The organism is Streptomyces sp. NL15-2K, from assembly GCF_030551255.1.
Lineage (GTDB): Bacteria > Actinomycetota > Actinomycetes > Streptomycetales > Streptomycetaceae > Streptomyces.
In genome coordinates this window covers 2,437,191-2,458,914 of record NZ_CP130630.1, presented here as the reverse complement: position 1 = coordinate 2,458,914, position 21,724 = coordinate 2,437,191, and the positions used below count along the sequence as shown (strand labels likewise).

The following is a 21,724-nucleotide window of genomic DNA, read 5'->3' as shown; positions in this document are numbered from 1 at the left end:
ACCCCCCGCACCCACACCCGCCCACCACAACCCCACCGACCCGCACAGCCCCCCAAATCCACCCGTCGTCCCCCGAGCCGCCCCCCGCTGCGCATCCTGCCCCGCTCCCGCGCCACCCGGCTCGTCATCCCCTACCTGGACGTCGACGCCCCGGTCATGCCCCTGCGGCTCGACCGTGAGCGGCGGCTCGCCACGCCTCCGGAGGGGAAGCCGAACCTGGTGGGCTGGTACGGGGAGGGGCCGTCGCCCGGTGACCAGGGGACCGCCGTCGCCGTAGGGCACCTGGACACGGACACCGGCCCCGCCGTCTTCGCCGGCCTCACCGAGTTGAAGCGCGGCCGGTCGGTCGAGGTGCGGCGGGCCGATGGGCGGATCGCCGTGTATACCGTCGACGCCATCAAGAAGTACGAGAAGGCGCACTTCCCGGACCGGGAGGTGTACGGTCCCCGTGGCCGACCCGAGCTGCGCCTGATCACCTGCGGCGGAACCTACAACCGTAGGACCGGCTACTCGGGCAACGTCGTCGTCTTCGCCCACCTCACCAAGGTCCGCGAACCGGCCCGCACTGCCCGCTGAATCAGATCATCCGCTTTCTCACCGACTGGACCGAGGCGTCCGATCCCGCCCCGTCTCTTCCCCCGGGCGCGCACAGTCCGTTAATTTCCGTGACCCACAGGTCTCGTACGACTCGCACGGGACATTCGACCGCGGAGCACCAGCGCCCAAGTGAGCCCCCGGGGGCACCGTCATGACACGCGCCATCTCCCTGCACCAAGTCAGCAAGGCCTACAGCAAGGGCGTCCGCGTGGTGGACCGGCTCTCGCTGGACATCACGCCCGGCGAGTTCCTCGTCCTGCTCGGACCCTCCGGCTGCGGCAAGTCCACCGTCCTCAGAATGATCGCCGGCCTGGAGGAGATCACCGAGGGGCAGCTGCTGCTCGACGGCGAATACGCCAACGACCTGCTGCCGTCCGACCGTGACATGGCGATGGTGTTCCAGAACTTCGCCCTCTACCCGAACATGACGAGCCGCGGCAACATCGGCTTCCCGCTGCGCATCGAGGCCCCCGGCGAGGACCCGGGCCCCCGCGTGGACGCCACCGCCCGCATGCTGGGCATCGAGGACCTTCTCGACCGCCGGCCCGCCCAGCTCTCCGGCGGCGAACGCCAGCGCGTCGCCATGGGCCGGGCGATAGCCCGCCACCCCTCCGCCTTCCTGATGGACGAGCCGCTGTCCAACCTCGACGCCAAGCTCCGTAACCACCTGCGGGCCGAAATAGCCAACCTCACCCGGGAGCTGGGCGTCACCACGGTGTACGTCACGCACGACCAGGCCGAGGCCATGTCCCTCGGCGACCGGGTCGCCGTCCTGCGCGGCGGTGTGCTCCAGCAGGTGGACACCCCACGCTCGGTGTACGCGCTGCCCCGCAACGTCTTCGTCGCCGCCTTCATCGGCACCCCGCGCATCAACCTCCTGCGCGGCCTGGTCCGCGCCCCGCTCGACGGCGCGATGACGATCAGCCTCGGCAAGCAGTATCTGCGCCTGCCGGAACCTCTCTCCCTCGACCACCAGCTGCTCCGCGTCCAGCAGGGCCGTGAGGTCATCGTGGGCCTGCGTTCGGAGGCCGTACGCATCGCCAAACCGGCCGCCGCCCGCCCCGGCGAGGTGCCGATCAGCGGTCTGGTGGAGCACGTGGAGTTCCAGGGCCACGAGGTCCTCGTGCACTTCAACACCGGCTCCAGCCCCGCCGTCGTACCGGAACTGGAGGCCCCGCACCCGGGCGCCCGCGCCGCCAGGCGCCGCCGCCGCGAGGGCACGGTCCTGGAACGCTTCCGGGGGCGGGCGGGGGCCCTGCGAGCCGGCCCGGTGGTGGTGCTGGACGAACCGGCGGACGCCGAACCCGAGCCCGCGCGGGCCGACAGCCGCCTCCCCGGCGACCTCGTCGTCCGCACCACCCCCGACATCGAGCTGCGCCGGGGCCTGCAAGTCCCTCTTCTCGTCGACATCGCCCACCTGTTCGTCTTCGACCAGCACGGCGAACGGATCTGCCCTTCCCCCGCGAGACTTCCCGACCTGGAGGGGTGAAGCATGTACCGCCACCGCCACCGCCACCGCCACCGCCACCGCCACCGCCCGGTCGACTTCTGATCTCATGGTCCGGTCTCATGGTCCGGCATGTCTGGTGCCCGAAAACTAACATCGCTAGTTTGGGTGTCGGACGACGAACGGCCCCGCTCGGGAGGAAGCACGATGAAGGCACACGACGGCATCTACCTCGACGGCGCGTGGCGCCCCGCCACCGGCCCGGACACCATCGAGGTCGTGAACCCGGTCGACGAGCAGGTCATCGGCCGGGTCCCGGCCGGCACCGCCGAGGACGTCGACGCCGCCGTACGGGCCGCCCGCGCCGCCCTCCCGGCCTGGGCCGCGACCGCCCCCGCCCAGCGGGCCGCGCGCCTGGCCGCCCTCCGGGACGCCCTCGCCGCCCGCCAGGACGAGATCGCCGAGACGGTCACCGCCGAACTCGGCGCGCCGGCGAAGCTCGCGCAGGCCGTCCACGCGGCGCTGCCGATCACCGTCGCCGGGTCCTACGCCGAGCTGGCGGCGACGTACGCCTTCGAGGAGAAGGTCGGCAACTCGACCGTCCACCACGAACCCATCGGCGTGGTCGGCGCGATCACGCCCTGGAACTACCCCCTCCACCAGATCGTCGCCAAGGTCGCCCCGGCGCTGGCGGCGGGCTGCACGGTGGTGCTGAAGCCCGCCGAGGACACACCGCTGGTCGCCCAGCTCTTCGCCGAGGCGGCCCACGAGGCCGGCGTCCCCGCCGGCGTCTTCAACCTGGTCACCGGGCTCGGCCCGGTCGCGGGCCAGGCCCTCGCCGAGCACCTGGACGTCGACCTGGTCTCCTTCACCGGCTCGACGGCCGTCGGCCGGCAGATCGGCGCGACGGCGGGCGCGGCCGTGAAGAAGGTCGCCCTGGAACTGGGCGGCAAGTCCGCCAACGTCATCCTGCCCAGCGCCGACCTCGCCAAGGCGGTCAACGTCGGCGTCGCCAACGTCATGTCCAACTCCGGCCAGACATGCAGCGCCTGGACACGGATGCTGGTGCACCGGGAGCAGTACGAGGAGGCGGTCGGCATCGCCGCGACGGCGGTCGCCAAGTACGGCGACCGCATCGGCCCGGTGGTCAGCGCCAAGCAGCGGGCGCGGGTGCGGAGTTACATAGAGAAGGGCGTGGCGGAAGGGGCGCGGCTGGTCGCGGGCGGCCCCGAATCCCCGCGCGAACGGGGCTACTTCGTCAGTCCCACGGTCTTCGCCGACGTGACCCCCGACATGACCATCGCGCAGGAGGAGATCTTCGGCCCGGTTCTGACGATCCTGAGCTACGAGGACGAGGAGGACGCCCTGCGCATCGCCAACGGCACGGTCTACGGCCTCGCGGGCGCCGTCTGGGCCGGCGACGAGGAGGAGGCGGTGGCCTTCGCCCGCCGTATGGACACCGGGCAGGTCGACATCAACGGCGGCCGCTTCAACCCCCTCGCTCCCTTCGGCGGTTACAAGCAGTCGGGCGTCGGCCGTGAACTCGGCACGCACGGACTCGCCGAGTACCTCCAGACCAAGTCCCTGCAGTTCTGAGGAGCCCGACGTGGTGCGTGCCGCCGTCCTTCCCGCTGTCGGCGCTCCCTTGGAGATCGCCGAGATCGAGCTTCCCGACCCCGGCCCCGGCCAGGTCCGTGTCCGGCTCGCCGCGGCCGGCGTCTGCCACTCCGACCTCTCCCTGTCCGACGGCACCATGCGCGTCCCCGTTCCGGCCGTCCTCGGCCACGAGGGCGCGGGCACGGTCGTCGCCGTCGGCGACGAGGTGACCCACGTCCGCCCCGGCGACGGAGTCGTCCTCAACTGGGCCCCGTCCTGCGGCGGCTGCCACCCCTGCTCGCTCGGCGAGGTCTGGCTGTGCGCCAACGCGCTGAACGGCGCCGCCGACGTCTACGCACACCGCCGGTCGGACGGCACCGACCTCCACCCCGGCCTGAACGTGGCCGCGTTCGCCGAGGAGACCGTCGTGTCGGCGGGCTGCGTCCTGCCGGTCCCCGACGGCGTCCCGCTGACCGACGCGGCCCTCCTCGGCTGCGCCGTCCTCACCGGATACGGCGCCGTCCACCACGCGGCGCGGGTCCGCTCCGGCGAGACGGTCGCGGTGTACGGCGTCGGGGGAGTGGGCCTCGCCGCACTCCAGGCGGCCCGCATCGCGGGCGCGTCCCGGATCGTCGCGGTCGATGTCTCCCCGGAGAAGGAGGAACTGGCGCGCGGCGCGGGCGCCACCGACTACGTGGTGGCCTCCGACGACACCGCCCGCGAGATCCGTGCCCTCACCGGCAGGCAGGGCGTCGACGTGGCCGTCGAGTGCGTGGGCCGTGCGGCCACGATCCGCACGGCCTGGGACTCCACGCGCCGCGGCGGCCGCACGACCGTCGTCGGCATCGGCGGCAAGGACCAGAAGGTCACCTTCAACGCCCTGGAGATCTTCCACTGGGGCAGGACTCTCTCCGGCTGCGTCTACGGCAACTCCGACCCGGCGCGGGACCTGCCGGTACTGGCCGAGCACGTCCGGGCGGGCCGCCTGGACCTGGGTGCGCTGGTGACGGAACGGATCGCGCTGGAGGGCATCCCGGCGGCGTTCGAGAACATGGTGGCGGGGAAGGGCGGCAGGGCCCTGGTGGTCTTCCAGCCGCACTTCTGACCGCTCTTCTAGCCGCACTTCTGACCGCTCGGCTGTCGTGGCGGGCCCGTCCGGTGCTTCGTACAACCTCCCGGCACACCCGTTGACCCCATACCGTCCGGTCAGTATGTTCCCGGCAACGTCCCCACCGCACCCACCGGAGTGTGCACGCATGGACACAGCCCCACCCGCTCAGCCCATCCCCACCACGGCCCTCCCCAAGGCCAACCGTCGCCGCGTAGCCACCGCGGCGGCCCTCGCCTCGGCCGTCGAGTGGTACGACTACTTCGTCTTCGGCATCGCCGCCGCCCTCGTCCTGGGTGACCTGTACTTCCCGGCGGGCAACCCCACCGCCGGCGTCCTCGCCTCCTTCGCCACCTTCGCCGTCGGCTTCCTCGCCCGCCCGCTCGGCGGCATCGTCGCCGGCCACCTCGGCGACAAGCGCGGCCGCAAGCCGATGCTGGTCCTCGCGCTCACCCTCATGGGCGTGGCCACCACCGGCATCGGCCTGCTCCCGACGTACGCCACCATCGGCGTCGCCGCCCCGGTCCTGCTGGTCGTCCTGCGCGTCGTACAAGGCATCGCGGTCGGCGCGCAGTGGGGCGGCGCGATGCTGCTGGCCACCGAGTACGCCCCCGAGGGCAAGCGCGGTGTCTACGGCAGCGTCGTCCAGCTCGGCGTCCCCATCGGCGTGGTGACGGCCAACTCGGTCTTCCTGCTGGCCGGAGCCTTCACCACGGACACCGCCTTCGCGGCCTGGGGCTGGCGCGTGCCCTTCCTCATCGGCCTGTTCGTCCTCGTGCTGGCCTGGTACATCCACACGCGCGTCGAGGAGACCCCAGCATTCCGCGAAGCCGAAAAGGCGCTGGCGGAGAAGGAGAAGGCCGAGCAGAGCTCCCCGCTGCGCACGATCCTCCGCGGCCACCTCGGCACGGTGCTCCTGGCCGGCGGCTCCTTCGCCGTGAACACCGCGACCTTCTACATCCTGATCACCGGCGTCCTCGACTACACCACCCGCGAGCTCGACATGAAGCGCGGTGCGGTGCTCACCGTCTCGCTCTGCGTCAGCCTCACCCAGCTCGTGCTGATCCCGGCCGCCGCCGCGCTCTCCGACCGCGTCGGCCGCATCCGGATCTACGCGATCGGCGCGGCCGGCATCGCCCTGTGGGCCGTACCGCTGTTCCTGCTGATCGACACCGGCTCGCTGCTGTGGCTGGCCGTCGGCACATTCGTCGCCAGCTGCTTCCTCAGCATCATGTACGGCCCCCAGGCCGCCCTGTTCGCCGAACTGTTCACGCCCGAGATGCGCTACACGGGCGCCTCCCTCGGCTATCAGATCGCGGCTGTGTTCGGCGGCGGACTCGCGCCCTTCCTGATGGTGCTGCTGCTGGAGGCGGCGGGCACGTCGATGGCCGTGTCCGGCTACATCATCGTGCTCTCCCTCGTCGCCCTGCTCTCCATCAAGGTCCTGGCGGGCAGAGCACGTTCACACTGAATCGGAGGCCTTCTCGGGCCGCGGCTCCGGAACCGTCTTCGGAGCCGCGGCCTTCGGCGCGCGCGACCGCGACACCGCGACCCCCGCCAGGCACAGCGCTCCGCCGGCCAGCGTGAGCAGCCCCGGCACCTCGCCCAGCGCCAGCCACGACATCAGGACGACCAGTGCGGGAACGGCGTACGTGGTCGCGCCCATGCGGCTCGCGGTCGTACGGGCCAGGGCGTACGCCCACGTCGTGAAGGCCAGCGCGGTCGGGAACACGCCGAGATAGACCATGTTGAGGGTGGCCGAAGCAGGCGCCTCGGCCGCCTCCGACACCAGCTGACCGGCGAACGGCAGACAGCACACCGCCCCGACGAGACACCCGAACGTCGTCACCTGCAGCACGCTCGCCCGGCCGAGGGCCGGCTTCTGCGCCACGACACCGCCCGCGTAGCCGACCGCGGCCATCAGGCACAGCACGACTCCGAGCACCGACGACCCGCCGTCGCCCGACATCGACAGCCCGACCGCCACCGCACCCGCGAACGACACCGCCATCCCGGCCAGCAGCCGCGGCGGCATCGCGTCCCCGAGCAACCGCGCGCCCAGCAGGGCGATCAGGATCGGCCCGATGTTCACCACCAGGGCCGCCGTCCCGGCGTCCACCTGCTGCTCGCCCCAGTTGAGGGCCACCATGTAGAAGCCGAACCACAGCGCCCCGGATATCACGATCCCGCGCCAGGCCGACCGCGGCGGCGCCCCCTCCCGCCGTACGAGACAGATCACCCCCAGCGTCAGGGCCCCGGCCAGCAGCCGCCCGAGCGCCAGCGCACCCGGCGAGTACGCGGCACCCGCACTGCGGATGGAGACGAAGGCCGAGGCCCACAGCACCACGGTGACCGTGGCCGCACCAGCGGCGAGCAGCTCCGTACGACGGGCAGGGCGGAACAGGGAGGCGTTCATCATGCTCCTGAGGCTAGGGCGGAGGGGGTGAAGAGGCTCGCGGATTTCGGACGGGGAGGTTGGGGCGCCCGGCGTCGTTCCAGGACGGGAGGTCGAAGGGCCCGGCGTCGTTTCAGGACGCGATGTCGGAGTGCCCGACGTCATTTCAGGACGCGATGTCGGAGGAGGCCCGGTGCCGCTAGCGCAGCGCCCCCGCCTCGATGCCCAGCAGCTCGGACAGCGCCCGCTCACCCGCCGCCGTCACCCTCACCGCCCGCTCGGAGCCGATGCGCACGCACCAGCCCGTGTCGAGGGCGTGCCGGCACAGGGCCGCGCCCGCGACGCCCGCGAGATGGTGACGGCGTTCGGTCCAGTCGAGGCAGGCCCGGGCCAGCGGGCGGCGGCCCGTGCGATCGAGGCGGATGCCGACCGCCTCGAACCAGCCGACGCCCGCCTCCGTCAGCGCGAACCCCGTGTCCTGGACCAGCAGTTCGCGTGCGGTCAGCGCGTCGGTGACCGTGATGCCGAGCCGCCCGGCGAGATGGTCGTAGCAGGTGCGCCCCCGGGCCATGGCCGACCCGGCGCTGGACTCCCGCAGGTTCCGCGGCCGTCCGACGCCGTCCGGCGCCACCTGCGCGGCCAGGTCCTCCACCAGCTGGGCGACCCGCGCGTCGGCCAGCCGTACGTACCGGTGCCGCCCCTGCCGTTCCTCGGCGAGCAGCCCGCCCGTGACGAGCTTGCCCAGGTGCTCGCTCAGGGTCGACGCGGCGACACCCGCGTGCCGCGCCAGCTCACCGGCGGTCCATGCCCGCCCGTCGAGCAGCGCGAGCAGACACGCGGCCCGGGTCTCGTCGGCGACGAGCCCGGCGAGGCGGGCGAGCCGCGGCGCCCGGGGGTCCTTGGTGGTCATGCGTCCCAGCATGGGACACGGACACTTCGGCGCCGACCGAACCGTCCTAGACCGCCCCTTCGACCTGCTCGTACTGCCGAGCCAGCCCGTCCAGCAGCGCCGTCAGACCTGTCTCGAAGGCCCGTTCGTCGATCTTCTCCTGCTGCTCGGCCAGGAGGTGGGCCTGCCCGAGGTGCGGGTAGTCGGCCGGGTCGTACGCGCTCGCGTCGTCCACGAAGCCTCCGGCGAAGGAGCCGAGCGCGGAGCCCATGATGAAGTACCGCATCAGCGCGCCGATGGACGTGGCCTGCGCCGGCGGCCAGCCCGCGTCGACCATCGCGCCGTAGACCGCGTCCGCGAGCCGCAGCGCGGCCGGACGGCGGCCGGGGCCGCGGGCCAGGACCGGGACGATGTTCGGGTGGTCGCGCAGGGCGGCCCGGTAGGAGACCGCCCAGTCGTGCAGCGCGGTCCGCCAGTCCCGCCCGCCGTCGAACATCGTCAGGTCGACCTGCGCGCTCACCGAGTCGGCGACGGCCTCCAGGATCTGGTCCTTGGTGCGGAAGTGGTTGTAGAGCGAGGGCCCGCTGACCCCCAGCTCGGCGGCGAGCCGACGCGTGGAGACGGCCGCCAGGCCCTCCGCGTCCACGAGCGCGCGTGCCGTCTCGACGATCCGGTCGGTGCTGAGCAGGGGCTTGCGCGGTCGGGCCATGGCGCACATAGTAGGGCTGCGGAGATAAACTAGCAGTGCTAATTTAAGCTCGCGACTGTACGACTTTCAAGGACCGTTCTCTGTGGGGTGACTCGGCATGAACCTGGAGCTCAGCGAGGAGCAGATCGCCGTGCGGCGGCTCGCCCGCGACTTCGTGGACCGCGAGATCATCCCGAACGTCGTCGCCTGGGACCGCGCCGAGGAGGTCGACCGCGGCATCGTCAAGAAGCTCGGCGAGGTCGGCTTCCTGGGCCTGACGATCGACGAGGAGTACGGCGGCTCGGGTGGCGACCATCTCGCGTACTGCCTGGTCACGGAGGAGCTCGGCCGCGGGGACTCGTCCGTGCGCGGGATCGTCTCCGTCTCGCTCGGCCTGGTCGCCAAGACCATCGCGGCCCGGGGGAGCGAGGAACAGAAGCGGCGATGGCTGCCGGGCCTCACCTCCGGCGCGTACGTCGGCTGCTTCGGCCTCACCGAGCCGGGCACCGGCTCCGACGCCGGCAACCTCGCCGCGCGGGCGGTCCGTGAGGATGGGGGTACCTCCCGCTCGAGCGAAGCCGAGAGTGGGGGAGACTATGTCATCAACGGCACCAAGATGTTCATCACGAACGGCACTTGGGCCGACGTCGTCCTGCTCTTCGCCCGCTCCACGGACGCGCCCGGCCACCAGGGCGTCTCCGCGTTCCTCGTGCCGACCGACACACCCGGCCTCACCCGCCGCACCATCCACGGCAAGCTCGGCCTGCGCGGCCAGGCGACCGCGGAGCTGGTCCTCGAAGACGTGCGGGTGCCCGCCTCCGCGCTGCTGGGCGAGGAGGGCAAGGGCTTCTCGGTCGCGATGTCCGCCCTCGCCAAGGGCCGGATGTCGGTGGCCGCGGGCTGTGTCGGCATCGCCCAGGCGGCGTTGGACGCGGCGGTGAGGTATGCCGGCGAGCGCGAGCAGTTCGGCAGGACCATCGCCCACCACCAGCTGGTGCAGGAGCTGATCAGCGACATCGCCGTCGACGTGGACGCGGCCCGCCTGCTGACCGTGGGGGTCCCCCCACGCCTTTAGGGCAGTGGGGGAGGGTCGCCGACCTGATCGACCGGGGACTGCCCTTCGCCGTGGAGTCCTCCAAGGCCAAGCTCTTCGCCTCGGAGGCCGCCGTCCGCGCCGCGAACAACGCCCTCCAGGTCTTCGGCGGCTACGGCTACATCGACGAGTACCCGGCCGGCAAGCTGCTGCGGGACGCCCGCGTGATGACCCTCTACGAGGGCACCAGCCAGATCCAGAAGCTGGTCATCGGGCGGGCGTTGACGGGTGTTTCGGCGTTTTGAGGGCAGGTGTCTCGCCGTTCTGAGGACGGGTGTTTCGCAGTTCTGAGTAGCTGGACTGAGTAGCCGCGCGCATGTGGCGCGGGCCGCGTCCGTCGATCCTTGTCCCCATGAGTGAGACACCGGGCAAGCAGCAGAACACGGCCGCCTTCTACGGCCAGGCCGTCGCCTCCTTCGCCGTCGCCATGGCCGCGACCGCCATCGGCATCTACCAGCTGAAGGCTGACGCCTGGGTGCGGGCCTTCCTCGCCATCGCCGTCCTGTACCTGGTGACCTCCGCCTTTACGCTGGCCAAGGTGATCCGGGACCGTCAGGAGGCCGCGGAGCGGTCGTACCACCCGCTCGAGAAGCTCTGAGCGGGCACGCTAAGCGCTCGCTCAGCTTCGGCGGTATGGTGGTGACTCTGGCAGCGAGAGGGGCGAACGAGCGATGAGTACGGCGGAGGAGACGGCCGGCGGCGAGACGTCGGGGTGGGGCGAGGTCACGCCCGACGCGGCCCGGCGGTTGCTCATCGCCGCGGTGGAGGCCTTCGCCGAGCGCGGCTACCACGCCACGACGACCCGTGACATCGCGGGCCGCGCCGGCATGAGCCCGGCCGCGCTCTACATCCACTACAAGACCAAGGAAGAGCTGCTCCACCGCATCAGCAGGATCGGTCACGAGAAGGCCGTGGAGATCCTGCGCACGGCGGCCCGGGGCGAGGGCAGCGCGTCCGAGCGCCTCGCCGACGCGGTGAGCTCCTTCGTCCGCTGGCACGCGGGCGGGCGCACCACCGCGCGGGTCGTGCAGTACGAACTGGACTCGCTCGGCCCCGACGCCCGCTCCGAAATCCTCGCCCTGCGCCGTCAGGTGGACGCGGAGGTGCGCGGGATCATCGAGGAGGGCGTGGAGACCGGCGAGTTCGACGTGCTGGACATCAAGAGCACCACTCTGGCCGTGCTCTCCCTGTGCGTCGACGTGGCCCGCTGGTTCAACGTCGACGGCCCTCGGACGCCCGACGAGGTCGGCGCGCTGTACGCCGACCTCGTGCTGCGGATGGTGGGCGCGAGGAAGTAGCCCCCTCGTCCGTCAGAGGTAGTACCGGGACACCGACTCGGCCACGCAGACCGGCTTGTCGCCGCCCTCGCGCTCCACGGTGAAGGCGACGGTGACCTGGACGCCGCCGGACACGTCCTCGACGCCGGTGATGGCGGCGGTGGCGCGCAGCCTCGACCCGACCGGAACCGGAGCGGGGAAACGGACCTTGTTCGTCCCGTAGTTGACGCCCATCTTCACGCCCTCGACCTTGATCAGCTGCGGTCCGAAGAGCGGCAGCAGCGACAGGGTCAGATAGCCGTGCGCGATGGTCGTGCCGAACGGTCCCGCGGCGGCCTTCTCCGGATCGACGTGGATCCACTGGTGGTCGCCGGTGGCGTCCGCGAACAGATCGATCCGCTTCTGGTCGATCTCCAGCCAGTCGGTGTACCCCAGCTGCTCGCCCACCGCCGCCTTCAGTTCGTCGGCGGACGTGAAGATCCTCGGCTCTGCCATGTCGCTGGCCTCCCGCATCGCACACTCGTCATGTCACATCATGTCTAAGCAACTGCTTAGCATGGTCGGGTGCGGGGCCCATGTCAACGGACCGGGCGCGCGGCGAGGCGATGGGTAGGCTCTGAGGGGTGCCCCAGATCCACGAGAAGATCCACGAGCTCACGGTCGGCCAGCTCTCCGCCCGCAGCGGCGCCGCCGTCTCCGCCCTGCACTTCTACGAGTCCAAGGGCCTGATCAGCAGCCGCCGCACCTCGGGCAACCAGCGCCGCTACAGCCGGGACACCCTGCGCCGCGTCGCCTTCGTGCGCGCCGCCCAGCGCGTGGGCATCCCCCTGGCCACGATCCGTGACGCCCTCGCCGAACTCCCCGAGGAACGCACCCCCACGCACGAGGACTGGGCCCGCCTCTCCGAGACATGGCGCTCCGAACTCGACGAACGCATCAAGCAGTTGAACCGCCTCCGCGATCACTTGACCGACTGCATCGGCTGCGGCTGCCTCTCCCTGGACACCTGCGTCCTCTCCAACCCGGACGACCGGATCGGCGAACGGCTGACGGGCTCGCGGCTGCTGGCGGAACAAGGGGGAGACCGGAAGAGGGGACGGTAGGCGTGCCGCCACGGCCGCTGCCGACGGTGCGTGCCGCCGTGGCTGCCGGCGGGCCGCCGCACCCGCTGAGGCGTCCGTGCTGCCGCAGTTGCCGGCGCGCCGCCCCTGGGCCTGGCGGGTGTGTGTTGCCGTAGCTGCTGGCAGTCGCCGACGTGTGCGTGCTGCCATGGCTGTCGGTGGGTCGTGCTGCCGCCCTGCTGCCGGCGGTGCGTGCTGCCGTTGCTGCCGGTGGCTGCTGCCGCAGGTGCCGGCGCGCCGCCCCGGGGCCTGGTGGGTGCTGCTGTATCCGGCAGGTCCGTCCCGCCGTGGCTGCGGGCAGACATGCCGCTCTCTTTGGGGCGGCTCCCGACCCAAAGAGAGCGGCACCCCGTAGGCCGCCCCGCACCAGCCCCGGGCACCGTCAGCCCCGGCTCACTCGAACTCCGTGCCGCCCTTCCGCGTCAGATACGCCGGGCTGACCGCCTTGGCGATCGCCCTGCCCCCGGTAACCGCGCTGTACCGCTCACCAGCCGGCCGTATCACCACCCCCTCCCGCAGATGCAGCCCCCGCCCGGACAGGGTCTCCCGCCCGCTCGCGACTTCCAGCACCCGCTCGATGTCGTACGGCCCCTCGAACAACCGCGGCACCAACGGCAACTCCCCCTCCACCAACTCCGCCGCGTCCAGCCACCGCACCACCCCGTCGATCTCCGCGGAGACATCGAAGACGGCGTACCCCAACATGTCGTCGCGCCGCCCATCGGCCCCGTACGTCAGGTCCTGCACCCCCGCCCCGAACACCTCTGCGAAGATCCCGACCCGCCGCGCCCCCAGCCGCTCGGCGAGCCGTGCCGCGACCTCGGCGACCCCGTGCCCCCGCACCGCACGCCAGTACAGATTCCGCGGATCCTCCTTCAGCGCCAGCGACTTGGCCCCGAAGCCCTTGGACGACACGTACACCCGCCCCTCATCCGCGACATACGTCACCAGGCACGCCGACCCGTGCAGCTTCTCCGTCAATACCACCGGCTCGCCCGCCGCGAAGATGTCCGGGTACCGCTGGATGTTCTCGATGTCGACCCACGGCAGCAGATCCGGCGCGGACTCCACGTCCCCGGACATCGTCGGCGGTATCGGCGGCACCCACTTCGTGATCCCCAGCCGCTCCGCGAAGTCGGTCCCCTCCGCGGCCGCCCGCGCCAGATCGACGTCCGCCAGTGCCTTCGGCCGGCACACGATCCCCTTCGACAGCTCACCGCGCAGCCGCACCGCCTTGACCCGGTCGGACTTGCCGCCCGCCAGGCGCCCGGTCAGCCCCAGCTCCTCGATCAACCCGGACGGCAGCACGGCCTGCTCGGGGATGTACACGGCGGCCTCACCGGTGCGGTACGCGCCCTTGGCGACGACGGCCCGGTACAGGCCGACCTGCGCCAGTTCGAGCGCGTCGGCGTTCGGATGCTCGTGGACGGTCAGTACTTCGGCGGTGACGCGCAGCGTCGACATCGGGACTCCTTGCCCTTCTTCAGGTTCGGGACGTGGCTTTCATCGTCCCCAACTGTGCGTACGGGAAAGGGCTGGAGCGAGCGAATTAGCGGTTGGTACCGTCGGCATCTTCGGCCGGCGGCACCTGTCCGCTCCACTCCGCTCCCGCGTCGAGGGTCTCCGCACGGCGCCGTCCTTGCCTCACTACGGGCCGTGCGGTGATCCCCAGGCAGTCGTCGCGTCAGGTGCGGGTGTCCGCGGGGACGGGGGCGGCGGGCTCAGGTGCCTCGACGGGGCGCCGCTTGGTGGCGGCGCGGACACCGGTGACCTGGAGCAACAGGGCCAGGAAGGCCGCCCCGGCCGCGCACAGCGGCAGTACCGCCCCGCTCCAGCCGAGGGAGAAGGCCACCCCGCCGAGGCCCGAGCCGATCGCGCTGCCGAGGTAGAGCGCCGACTCGTTCAGCGCGACGGCGACCGGGCCGCCCCGCTCGCCGCGCGCCTGGAGCAGGTCGTTCTGCTGCGGCACCTGCAACGCCCAGCCCACGGCGCCCCAGACGGCGATGGGCAACAGGGCGAACAGCGGGGTGACGCCCGAGACGGGGCGCAGGACGAGGAGAGCGAGGGTGAGCAGCGCCAGGATGCCGACGACGAGCGTCTGGGGGCGCCGTACCCGGTCCACGAGCGGGCCGACGAGCACACTGCCGAGGACGCCGCCGATGCCCCAGGCCCACAGGTAGGGAGTGATGTTGTCGACCCCGCCCATGGCGCCGGTCTCCATGACGGGGGCGATGTAGGTGTAGAGGCCGAGGCTGGCGACGGCGGCCAGGAAGGACACGCCGACGATGGAGGCGACCCGCGGGTCGGTGACGACCTGGGCACGCTGACGCAGGGACACCGACTCGCCGGCCGGGAGCGGCGGCAGACGCAGCGCGAGTCCCACGAAGGAGACGAGCCCGAGGGCCGTGACGAGCCACAGGGTCGAGCGCCAGCCGGTGTGCTCGGCGATGAAGACACCGAGCGGCACGCCGATCACGGTGCCCGAGCTCATACCGCCCATGATCACGGCGAGGGCGCGGCCGCGTCGCTTGTCGTCGACGAGGGAGGCGGCGGCTGACGCGGCGAGCGCGAGGTACAGGCCCGCGCCGACCCCGGCGAAGGCCCGGGTGACCAGCAGGACCCCGAGGGAGCCGGAGAGCGCGCTGCCCGCGTTGGCCAGGGCGAACACGGCGAGGGAGGCGAGCAGGCCGGTGCGTACGCGGGACGCGGACAGCAGCGTGGCGAAGATCGGTGACGCGATGGCGTAGGCGAGGGTGAAGGTGGTGACCATCTGCCCCGTGGCCGACACGGACGCGTTGAAGTCGTCCGCGATGACGGGCAGCAGGCCGGCCGTGACATAGGCGTCGAGGCCGAGCGCGAAGGCTCCGACCCCCAGAAGGTAGACGAGTTTCACTGCATCCTCAATGTTCGATGATCGCGGTTCATTAGTACGTTGCGGGAGTGCCGACCGCCGCGGCAAGTGGACCCGTTGGTTTTCGGCCCCGTCCGAACTCCGGGCGGCTGTGCGATTCTTGAGGCGTGCGCCGCTACTTCCATCCCGAGACCGCCGACATCCAACTGCCCGCCGTGCTCTTCGCGTTGAGCGACGCCACGCGGCTCGGCATCGCCGTCGCGCTGTCGGACGGCAAGGAGCGCACCGCCGGTGAACTGGGCGGCGGCATCGCCAAGTCGACGATGACCCACCACCTGAAGATCCTCCGGGAGGCAGGGGTGCTGTACGTCCGCTCGGAGGGCACGCGCTGCTACAACTCGCTGCGCCTGGCCGACCTGGAGAGCCGCTATCCCGGCCTGCTCGACCACCTGCTCGGCGTCGCCACGCGGGACGGATACGGCCCGGCCGACGCCCGCCACCGACCGTCGGATGCGGTGACGGGCGCCGGCCGCTCAGCCTGACGTGCGGCCGACGGGCACCGTGCTCACAGGTCCAGGACGATGTCGTAGGCGGACAGCCAGGAGTTGACCCCGAGGGCCATCTCCAGTCCCGAGCGGTCGTACTGAGCGCTCATGTCGCCGACCGGGGTGTCCAGCAGGCGCCGGGCCGCGGCCTGGTCCAGCAGCGGGAGCGCGGGTGAGGCGGAGCCGTCGAGCATCGTGGCCAGCGCCCGCCGCAGCCCCTGCTCGTAGGCCGGGTCCTGGGTCGTCGGGTACGGGCTCTTGACGCGCTGCACGATCGACTCCGGCAGCAGGTCCTTCGTCGCGGCCCGCAGCAGGCTCTTCTCCCGCCCGTCGAAGGACTTCATCTCCCACGGCACGTTGAACACGTACTCGACGAGCCGGTGGTCGCAGAACGGGACCCGGACTTCCAGGCCGACGGCCATGCTCATACGGTCCTTGCGGTCCAGCAGCGTCTGCACGAACCGCGTCAGGTTGACGTAACTCATCTGCCGCATACGGCGGTCGGTCGCGCCCTCGCCCGGCAGCGCGGGCGCCTCCGCCACGGCCTGGGCGTAGCTGTCGCGCAGGAACCCCGGCATGTCCAGCTTCTGCAGCAGCCCCGGGTCGAACAGCGACTTGCCGTCGAAGTACTTGCCGGTCGCGGACGTCAGCCAGGGGAACGTCTGGGCCTCGACCGCCTCCGGGTCGAAGAACCAGCGGTAGCCGCCGAACACCTCGTCGGCCGACTCGCCCGACAGGGCCACCGTGGAGCGGGCCCGCACGGCCTGGAACAGCCGGTACAGCGACGGCCACATGTCACCCCAGTAGGCCGGCGGCAGGTCCAGCGCCCGCAGGACGCTGGCCCGCAGCTCGGGGTCCGCGAGCTGCGCGCTGTCGATGAGGACCTCGCTGTGCTCGGCACCGATGTGCCGGACCAGGTCATGGACGAAGGGCGTGTCGGAGGTGCCGCGCACCGGGTCGGCGACGAACTGCCCGCCGTGCTCGGCGAAGTCGACGGAGAAGGAGCGCACCGGTCCCTCGCCGCGCTGCATCAGCTTCTGGTGCGCCAGCGCCGTGATGGCCGATGAGTCCAGGCCTCCGGACAGCAGGGAGCACAGCGGCACGTCGGCGATGGTCTGCCGGCCCACGATGTCCTCGAGGAGCCCGCGGACCGTGGCGATGGTGGTGTCGAGTTCGTCGGTGTGCTCGCGGGCCTCGAGCGCCCAGTAGGCCCGCTTGGCGATCCCCGCCCGGGAGATCCGGACCAGCTGGCCGGGACGCACCTCGTGCATGCCGGAGAAGACGGCGTGCTCGGGGGTCTTCACCATCTCCAGGACCTCACGCAGGCCCTCGGCGGTCACCTTCCGGGGCACGGCGGGATGGCCGAGAATCGCCTTCGGCTCGGAGCCGAACACCACGCCGTCCGGGGTGGGGAAGTAGTAGAGCGGCTTCACGCCCATGCGGTCCCGGACCAGCAGGAGCGTCTGCTCGCGTACGTCCCACACGGTGAAGGCGTACATGCCGTTGAGCCGGTCGACCAGACCCTCGCCCCACTCCAGGTAGCCGCGCAGGACGACCTCGGTGTCGCTCCGGGTGCGGAACCGGTGGCCGCGGGTGACCAGTTCCTGCCTCAGTTCCTGGAAGTTGTACACCTCACCGCTGTAGGTCAGGCAGGCCAGGACGCGGCCGTCCTCCTCGGCGGTCATGGGCTGCCGGCCGCCGTCGAGGTCGATGATGGACAGCCTGCGGTGACCGAGAGCGGCATGCTCGTCGGCCCACATGCCCTCGGCGTCCGGGCCGCGGCAGGCCATGGTCCGGGTGATCGCCTCCAGGGTCTGCCCTTCCTGGCGTACGTCGCGGGCGAAGTCCACCCAGCCGGCTATTCCACACATGGTCAGTCTCCTTGTCGGGTGAGGGTGAGGGAGGGGGAGGGGGAGGGGGAGGGTTGAGGGAGGGGGAGGGTTGGGCAGGAGCGCGGCGGGATCACCCCAGGCGCTCCCAGTCGGATTCCTGGAGCACGGTCCGGCCGGCCGGGAAGTAGGCCACCGGCCCGGTGGTGTGCGTCTCGCCCTCCAGGGTGTTCAGCAGCCGTTGCAGTCCCACCGCGTCGGGCAGGCCCGGGAAGGGCTGCGCCGGGTCCTCGCCGTCGACGACGAAACGGGCCACGTCCGCCGTCATACGGCCCAGCTTGACCACGGTCTTCGCGTGCTCGGGCACCGGCTGTGATCCGGTGTCGAGTTCGAGGAGCACCGCGTCGCCCGCCGAGGTGCGGCGCCACACGCGGAGCCGGTCGGCGTCCCAGGCCGGGGTGTCGAAGACCGCGCTGGCGTACCGCAGTTCACCGTCCGGTGCGCGGAAGACGAAGTCGACCTCGCGCTTGCGGGTGATGTTCACGAAGCTGCTGTAGCCGGTGACGACACCAGGTCCGAGGCGGGCCGAGAGCGCCACGCTGTCGAGGACATCGGCCCCGGACACGGAGAAGTCCGAACGGGTGCCAAGCGCCGACGTCAGGACGAGTTCCGTGCCGTCGCCGGCGATCCACTGGACCAGGTCGAGCGGGTGCACGACCTCGCTGGACACCCCGGTGGTGGGACGGTGGTCGTTGATGCGGTCCTTGCCCCAGGTGAAGTGGGCGCGCACGAGGCTCAGCCCATGCTCCCGGACATGGTCGCGCAGCCGCACCGCGGCCTCCGAATAGCGCTCCACGAGATCCATGCAGAATCCCGATGTCTTGGCCATCGCGGATTCCACCGTGCCGAGGTCGTCGCGCGAAGTGGTCAGTGGTTTCTCGGCCACCACGAAGCCCTCGAAACCGGCCAGTTCACCGAGGATCTCGGCGTGGGCCGCGTCCGGCACCGTGACCACCACGACATCCGGCCGGAATTCGCCGAGTGCCTGGGGGAGCGACGAGTAGTACGGAATTTCCGAGTCACGTCGGTGGCGGCCGACGTGGGCGAACTCGCACGGTATTTTCGTGTTCTGGAACGCGATTCGGAACCGGGTCCCGGCGTAGCCGAGCCCGACGATCAGAATTCTCACGGGATTGAGTCACCTCGCAGGTCGAGGGTCAGCAGGTCTTCGCCCGTCGGAGCGAACCCGAGCTTTTGGTACAGCGGCGCTCCGTCCTCGGTGGTCTGCAGGACGACCGCGGACACTTCCCGGGCCCTCAGCCAGCCGAGGGCGTGGTCCATGACGCGGGCGCCCAGCCCGCGGCGCCGCCAGGGCGGGTCGACCACGACCGTCTGCACCCAGCCGGTGAGCCCGTTCGGGCAGCGTGCCGTGGGCGCCCGCTCGTCCACCACGGCGATGGCGCACGCGGCCAGGGTCTCCGGCGTACCGACGACCGTGACGTGCACCCGGTCCGCGGGCCCGGCGAGCACCCGGCCGAGCCAGGCGCGGTAGGCGCGGCGCCAGGCCGCGTCCTCCTCGGGGTCGCGGGCGACGTAGACACCGGTGCCCGAGCTGAGCAAATGGCCGCGCAGGCGGACGAGTTCCTCGATGTCCGCGACGGTCGCCGACCGCGGGCGGATGTGTGGCTGAGCGATCACGTCGAGGACTCTAGGAGTATTTCCGGCGCAAGAGAAATGAACTGGGTGGTGCATTCATACAGCAGTCGAATAACCCGGGATCGGGGCCGTCACCTCGGCTTATCCGACGCTCTCATGGATCGGTGGGCGCGGTATTTATTCCACGGCTCCGGATCCGGTTACGTTCCCGGTGTCCGAGATCGGAAAAGCGCACCGGAGGTTTGATGTTCGGCTATATGGACTTCTTCACGTCCGAGATACGAGACCTTGAGAGGCAGGGAGGCTACCGGACGTTCCTGGAGGTCGAGCGCCTGGCGGGCGCCTTTCCGGCGGCGCTGAAGCACGGGCCCGGCACCGGGCGCCGGATCAGCGTCTGGTGCAGCAACGACTACCTGGGCATGGGGCAGCATCCGCTCGTCCTGGAGGCGATGAAGCGGGCCGTCGACGAGTCCGGGGCCGGCAGCGGCGGCTCGCGCAACATCTCGGGCAACCACCGCTACCACGTGGAGCTGGAACGTGAGCTGGCCGACCTGCACGGCATGGAGTCGGCGCTCATCTTCCCCTCCGGGTACGCGGCGAACGACGCGGCACTCACGGTGCTCGCCGGTCGGCTGCCCGGGTGCGTCGTCCTCTCCGACGAGCTCAACCACGCGTCGATGATCGCCGGCATCCGGCACAGCGGCGCGGAGAAGCAGATCTTCCGCCACAACGACCTGGACCACCTGGAAGAGCTGCTGGCCGGAACCGATCCCGCGCTGCCCAAGATCATCGCGCTGGAGAGCGTCTACTCCATGGAGAGCGACGTCGCCCCCCTGGAGCGGGTTGCCGAACTGGCCCGCGCCTACGGTGCCTTCACCTACCTCGACGAGGTGCACGCGGTCGGCATGTACGGGCCGCGGGGTGCGGGCAAGGCGGCCGAGCTCGGCCTCGAGGGACGGTTCGACGTCGTGCAGGGCACGCTGGCCAAGGCGTTCGGCACGGCCGGCGGCTACGTGGCCGGACCCGCGCCGGTGGTGGACGCGATCCGCAGCTTCGCCGCCGCCTTCATCTTCACCACGTCCCTCCCCCCGGCGATCGCGGCGGGATCCCTGGCGGCCGTACGGCACCTGAAGCGTTCCGAGGAGGAGCGCCGCCAACTGCGCGACAAGTCACAGCTGTTGCACGGGCTGCTGGGGGAGTACGGCATCCCCGTGGTCTCGGACGAGGCACATATCGTCCCCGTCCTGGTCGGCGACTCCCTGGGCTGCCGGGACGTCGCGGGCGAACTGCTGGAACGCCACGGCTGCTACGTCCAGCCCATCAACGCGCCCAGTGTTCCGGTGGGCACCGAGCGGCTGCGGGTCACCCCGACTCCGCACCACGAGGACGACGAGATCGCGGCCTTCGCCGCCGCGCTGAACGGCATCTGGGAACGCGCGGAGCTGCCCCGCCGCCGCCTCGCCGCCGAAGCCGTCGCCTGAAACCGGCCGGGAGAACCGGCCGGGAGAACCGGCCGGGAGAACCGGCCGGGAGAACCGGCCGAGAAGAAGAACCGGAAAGGAGCACCACCGTGGAGAAACCTGTCGTCCTCGTGGCCGATCCGCTGGCCCCCGAGGCTCTCGCCGAGCTGCACGACTGCGATGTCCGGCACTGCGACGGGCGCGACCCGGACGAGCTGCGCCGGGCCCTGCCCGAGGCCGAGGCCCTGCTGATCCGCAGCGGAACCGTCGTGGACGCCGAGGCGCTGGCGGCGGCATCCCGGCTGCGTGTCGTCGCCCGGGCCGGAGTCGGCCTGGACAACGTCGACGTCGGGGCGGCCACGGCCGCGGACGTCCTCGTCGCGAACGCCCCGCTGTCCAACGTGCTGAGCGTGGCCGAACTCACCGTGGGCCTCGTCGTCGCGGCGACCCGCCATGTCGTACCGGCGGGCTCCGCCCTGCGGGACGGCCGCTGGGAACGGGCCCGGTTCCAGGGCCGCGAACTGTCGGGCAGCACGGTCGGGATCGTAGGCCTGGGCCACGTGGGCACCCTGGTGGCCCGTCGCCTGGCCGCCTTCGACGTACAGCTCGTGGCGTACGACCCGTATGTGACGCCCCGGCACGCCGAGGAGCTCGGGGCCCGGCTGGTCTCCCTGGACGAGCTGATGACCACCAGTGACACCGTCACGCTGCACGTGCCCAAGACGCCCGAGACCACGGGACTCATCGGCGAGCGTGAACTGCGGCTGGCCCGGCCCTCGCTGGTCCTCGTCAACACGTCGCGCGGCGGCATCGTCGACGAGAGCGCGCTGGCCGTGGCACTGAAGGAGGAGCGCGTGGCCGGAGCCGCGCTCGACGTCTTCGCCGTCGAGCCGGCCGTCGGAAACGCGTTGCTGTCCTTCGAGTCCGTGGTTGCCACCCCCCACCTCGGGGCGAGCACTCGCGAGGCACAGGAGCGGGCCGGCCGTGAGGCCGTCCGCGCCGTGCGCCGTGCGCTCGCCGGGCAGGAGGTGCCCGCAGCGGTGAACGCGGCCGCGGTGGCCCGGCGTTCGGCCAAGGCGTCCTGAAGGACGGACCCGGAGGCACACGGGGCGGGTGCGCGGCGCCACAGCCGCGCACCCGCCCCTGTCCGAGGGCCGGAGCCGACGGCAGGT

General features: G+C 71.5%; 19 protein-coding genes and 2 pseudogenes. 12 read left to right on the top strand and 9 right to left on the bottom strand.

Translation table 11 applies throughout. The features are described from left to right. Positions 1-96 precede the first annotated feature (96 nt). The 5 genes and pseudogenes from Q4V64_RS10550 to Q4V64_RS10530 all read left to right on the top strand — a co-directional run. Positions 97-576, top strand: a pseudogene (locus Q4V64_RS10550) (class F sortase); the annotation flags it as partial. A gap of 172 nt (positions 577-748) precedes the next feature. Continuing rightward, on the top strand, positions 749-2,086 hold the full coding sequence (locus Q4V64_RS10545; RefSeq protein WP_124443433.1) for an ABC transporter ATP-binding protein: 1,338 nt from the start codon (positions 749-751) through the stop codon (positions 2,084-2,086). 165 nt (positions 2,087-2,251) lie between these two features. Next, the gene (locus Q4V64_RS10540; RefSeq protein ID WP_124443434.1) at positions 2,252-3,640 is read left to right on the top strand and encodes an aldehyde dehydrogenase family protein; all 1,389 of its coding nucleotides are present in this window, start codon (positions 2,252-2,254) and stop codon (positions 3,638-3,640) included. A 10-nt stretch (positions 3,641-3,650) separates the two neighbouring features. Continuing rightward, the gene (locus Q4V64_RS10535; RefSeq protein WP_124443435.1) at positions 3,651-4,745 is read left to right on the top strand and encodes a Zn-dependent alcohol dehydrogenase; all 1,095 of its coding nucleotides are present in this window, start codon (positions 3,651-3,653) and stop codon (positions 4,743-4,745) included. 151 nt (positions 4,746-4,896) lie between these two features. Then, complete coding sequence (locus Q4V64_RS10530; RefSeq protein WP_124443436.1) at positions 4,897-6,219, top strand: MFS transporter; 1,323 nt, start codon at positions 4,897-4,899, stop codon at positions 6,217-6,219. Here the strand turns inward: Q4V64_RS10530 and Q4V64_RS10525 are convergent. The 3 genes from Q4V64_RS10525 to Q4V64_RS10515 form a co-directional block, all read right to left on the bottom strand. Continuing rightward, positions 6,211-7,167 (bottom strand): DMT family transporter, encoded by a 957-nt coding sequence (locus tag Q4V64_RS10525; protein WP_124443437.1) that lies wholly within the window; start codon positions 7,165-7,167, stop codon positions 6,211-6,213. The two genes, Q4V64_RS10530 and Q4V64_RS10525, sit on opposite strands and share 9 nt — an antisense overlap. 175 nt (positions 7,168-7,342) lie before the next feature. Next, entirely contained in the window at positions 7,343-8,053 is a 711-nt protein-coding gene (locus Q4V64_RS10520) for a winged helix-turn-helix domain-containing protein (RefSeq protein WP_124443438.1), read from the bottom strand. 46 nt (positions 8,054-8,099) lie between these two features. Beyond that, positions 8,100-8,741, bottom strand: coding sequence for a TetR/AcrR family transcriptional regulator (locus Q4V64_RS10515; protein WP_124443439.1), 642 nt, complete (start codon positions 8,739-8,741; stop codon positions 8,100-8,102). Positions 8,742-8,838: 97 nt separating this feature from the next. On the opposite strand from Q4V64_RS10515, the pseudogene Q4V64_RS10510 reads away from it, so the two are divergent. The 3 genes and pseudogenes from Q4V64_RS10510 to Q4V64_RS10500 all read left to right on the top strand — a co-directional run bounded on the left by Q4V64_RS10510 (position 8,839) and on the right by Q4V64_RS10500 (position 11,111). Then, positions 8,839-10,058: pseudogene (locus Q4V64_RS10510) on the top strand (acyl-CoA dehydrogenase family protein). A 107-nt stretch (positions 10,059-10,165) separates the two neighbouring features. After that, complete coding sequence (locus Q4V64_RS10505) at positions 10,166-10,411, top strand: YiaA/YiaB family inner membrane protein (protein WP_124443440.1); 246 nt, start codon at positions 10,166-10,168, stop codon at positions 10,409-10,411. Positions 10,412-10,484: 73 nt separating this feature from the next. Further along, the gene (locus tag Q4V64_RS10500; RefSeq protein WP_124443441.1) at positions 10,485-11,111 is read left to right on the top strand and encodes a TetR/AcrR family transcriptional regulator; all 627 of its coding nucleotides are present in this window, start codon (positions 10,485-10,487) and stop codon (positions 11,109-11,111) included. A gap of 12 nt (positions 11,112-11,123) precedes the next feature. Here the strand turns inward: Q4V64_RS10500 and Q4V64_RS10495 are convergent, their stop codons facing one another. Beyond that, complete coding sequence (locus tag Q4V64_RS10495) at positions 11,124-11,585, bottom strand: MaoC family dehydratase (protein WP_124443442.1); 462 nt, start codon at positions 11,583-11,585, stop codon at positions 11,124-11,126. 128 nt (positions 11,586-11,713) lie between these two features. Here Q4V64_RS10495 and soxR point away from each other — a divergent pair, with 128 nt between their 5' ends. Beyond that, positions 11,714-12,193 carry a redox-sensitive transcriptional activator SoxR gene (gene soxR, locus Q4V64_RS10490; RefSeq protein WP_124443443.1) on the top strand — a complete coding sequence of 160 codons (480 nt, stop codon included), beginning with the start codon at positions 11,714-11,716 and terminating at the stop codon, positions 12,191-12,193. 411 nt (positions 12,194-12,604) lie between these two features. Here soxR and Q4V64_RS10485 read toward each other — a convergent pair whose 3' ends face one another. Beyond that, on the bottom strand, positions 12,605-13,675 hold the full coding sequence (locus Q4V64_RS10485; RefSeq protein WP_124443444.1) for an RNA ligase (ATP): 1,071 nt from the start codon (positions 13,673-13,675) through the stop codon (positions 12,605-12,607). A gap of 220 nt (positions 13,676-13,895) precedes the next feature. Continuing rightward, the gene (locus Q4V64_RS10480) at positions 13,896-15,104 is read right to left on the bottom strand and encodes an MFS transporter (RefSeq protein WP_124443445.1); all 1,209 of its coding nucleotides are present in this window, start codon (positions 15,102-15,104) and stop codon (positions 13,896-13,898) included. A gap of 125 nt (positions 15,105-15,229) precedes the next feature. Here Q4V64_RS10480 and Q4V64_RS10475 point away from each other — a divergent pair, with 125 nt between their 5' ends. Continuing rightward, entirely contained in the window at positions 15,230-15,604 is a 375-nt protein-coding gene (locus tag Q4V64_RS10475) for a helix-turn-helix transcriptional regulator (RefSeq protein WP_124443446.1), read from the top strand. A gap of 23 nt (positions 15,605-15,627) precedes the next feature. Here the strand turns inward: Q4V64_RS10475 and asnB are convergent, their stop codons facing one another. The 3 genes from asnB to Q4V64_RS10460 all read right to left on the bottom strand — a co-directional run bounded on the left by asnB (position 15,628) and on the right by Q4V64_RS10460 (position 19,134). Next, positions 15,628-17,478, bottom strand: coding sequence for an asparagine synthase (glutamine-hydrolyzing) (gene asnB / locus Q4V64_RS10470; RefSeq protein WP_124443447.1), 1,851 nt, complete (start codon positions 17,476-17,478; stop codon positions 15,628-15,630). 91 nt (positions 17,479-17,569) lie between these two features. Beyond that, entirely contained in the window at positions 17,570-18,625 is a 1,056-nt protein-coding gene (locus tag Q4V64_RS10465; protein WP_124443448.1) for a Gfo/Idh/MocA family oxidoreductase, read from the bottom strand. Then, on the bottom strand, positions 18,622-19,134 hold the full coding sequence (locus Q4V64_RS10460; protein WP_216377677.1) for a GNAT family N-acetyltransferase: 513 nt from the start codon (positions 19,132-19,134) through the stop codon (positions 18,622-18,624). The genes Q4V64_RS10465 and Q4V64_RS10460 overlap by 4 nt, the downstream gene beginning before the upstream one ends. A 215-nt stretch (positions 19,135-19,349) precedes the next feature. Here Q4V64_RS10460 and hemA point away from each other — a divergent pair, with 215 nt between their 5' ends. After that, entirely contained in the window at positions 19,350-20,573 is a 1,224-nt protein-coding gene (gene hemA, locus Q4V64_RS10455) for a 5-aminolevulinate synthase (RefSeq protein ID WP_253267267.1), read from the top strand. An 89-nt stretch (positions 20,574-20,662) separates the two neighbouring features. Further along, positions 20,663-21,637, top strand: a complete 975-nt coding sequence (locus tag Q4V64_RS10450; RefSeq protein ID WP_172629456.1) for a hydroxyacid dehydrogenase — start codon at positions 20,663-20,665, stop codon at positions 21,635-21,637. Positions 21,638-21,724 lie beyond the last annotated feature (87 nt).

What these genes read in the sequence shown, in the direction of transcription:
- Q4V64_RS10545 (WP_124443433.1), top strand. Translation starts at nt 749, where the DNA reads ATGACACGCGCCATCTCCCTGCACCAAGTCAGCAAGGCCTACAGCAAG.
- Q4V64_RS10540 (WP_124443434.1), top strand. Translation starts at nt 2,252, where the DNA reads ATGAAGGCACACGACGGCATCTACCTCGACGGCGCGTGGCGCCCCGCC.
- Q4V64_RS10530 (WP_124443436.1), top strand. Translation starts at nt 4,897, where the DNA reads ATGGACACAGCCCCACCCGCTCAGCCCATCCCCACCACGGCCCTCCCC.
- Q4V64_RS10525 (WP_124443437.1), bottom strand. Translation starts at nt 7,167, where the DNA reads ATGATGAACGCCTCCCTGTTCCGCCCTGCCCGTCGTACGGAGCTGCTC.
- Q4V64_RS10520 (WP_124443438.1), bottom strand. Translation starts at nt 8,053, where the DNA reads ATGACCACCAAGGACCCCCGGGCGCCGCGGCTCGCCCGCCTCGCCGGG.
- Q4V64_RS10515 (WP_124443439.1), bottom strand. Translation starts at nt 8,741, where the DNA reads ATGGCCCGACCGCGCAAGCCCCTGCTCAGCACCGACCGGATCGTCGAG.
- Q4V64_RS10505 (WP_124443440.1), top strand. Translation starts at nt 10,166, where the DNA reads ATGAGTGAGACACCGGGCAAGCAGCAGAACACGGCCGCCTTCTACGGC.
- Q4V64_RS10500 (WP_124443441.1), top strand. Translation starts at nt 10,485, where the DNA reads ATGAGTACGGCGGAGGAGACGGCCGGCGGCGAGACGTCGGGGTGGGGC.
- Q4V64_RS10495 (WP_124443442.1), bottom strand. Translation starts at nt 11,585, where the DNA reads ATGGCAGAGCCGAGGATCTTCACGTCCGCCGACGAACTGAAGGCGGCG.
- Q4V64_RS10485 (WP_124443444.1), bottom strand. Translation starts at nt 13,675, where the DNA reads ATGTCGACGCTGCGCGTCACCGCCGAAGTACTGACCGTCCACGAGCAT.
- asnB (WP_124443447.1), bottom strand. Translation starts at nt 17,478, where the DNA reads ATGTGTGGAATAGCCGGCTGGGTGGACTTCGCCCGCGACGTACGCCAG.
- hemA (WP_253267267.1), top strand. Translation starts at nt 19,350, where the DNA reads ATGGACTTCTTCACGTCCGAGATACGAGACCTTGAGAGGCAGGGAGGC.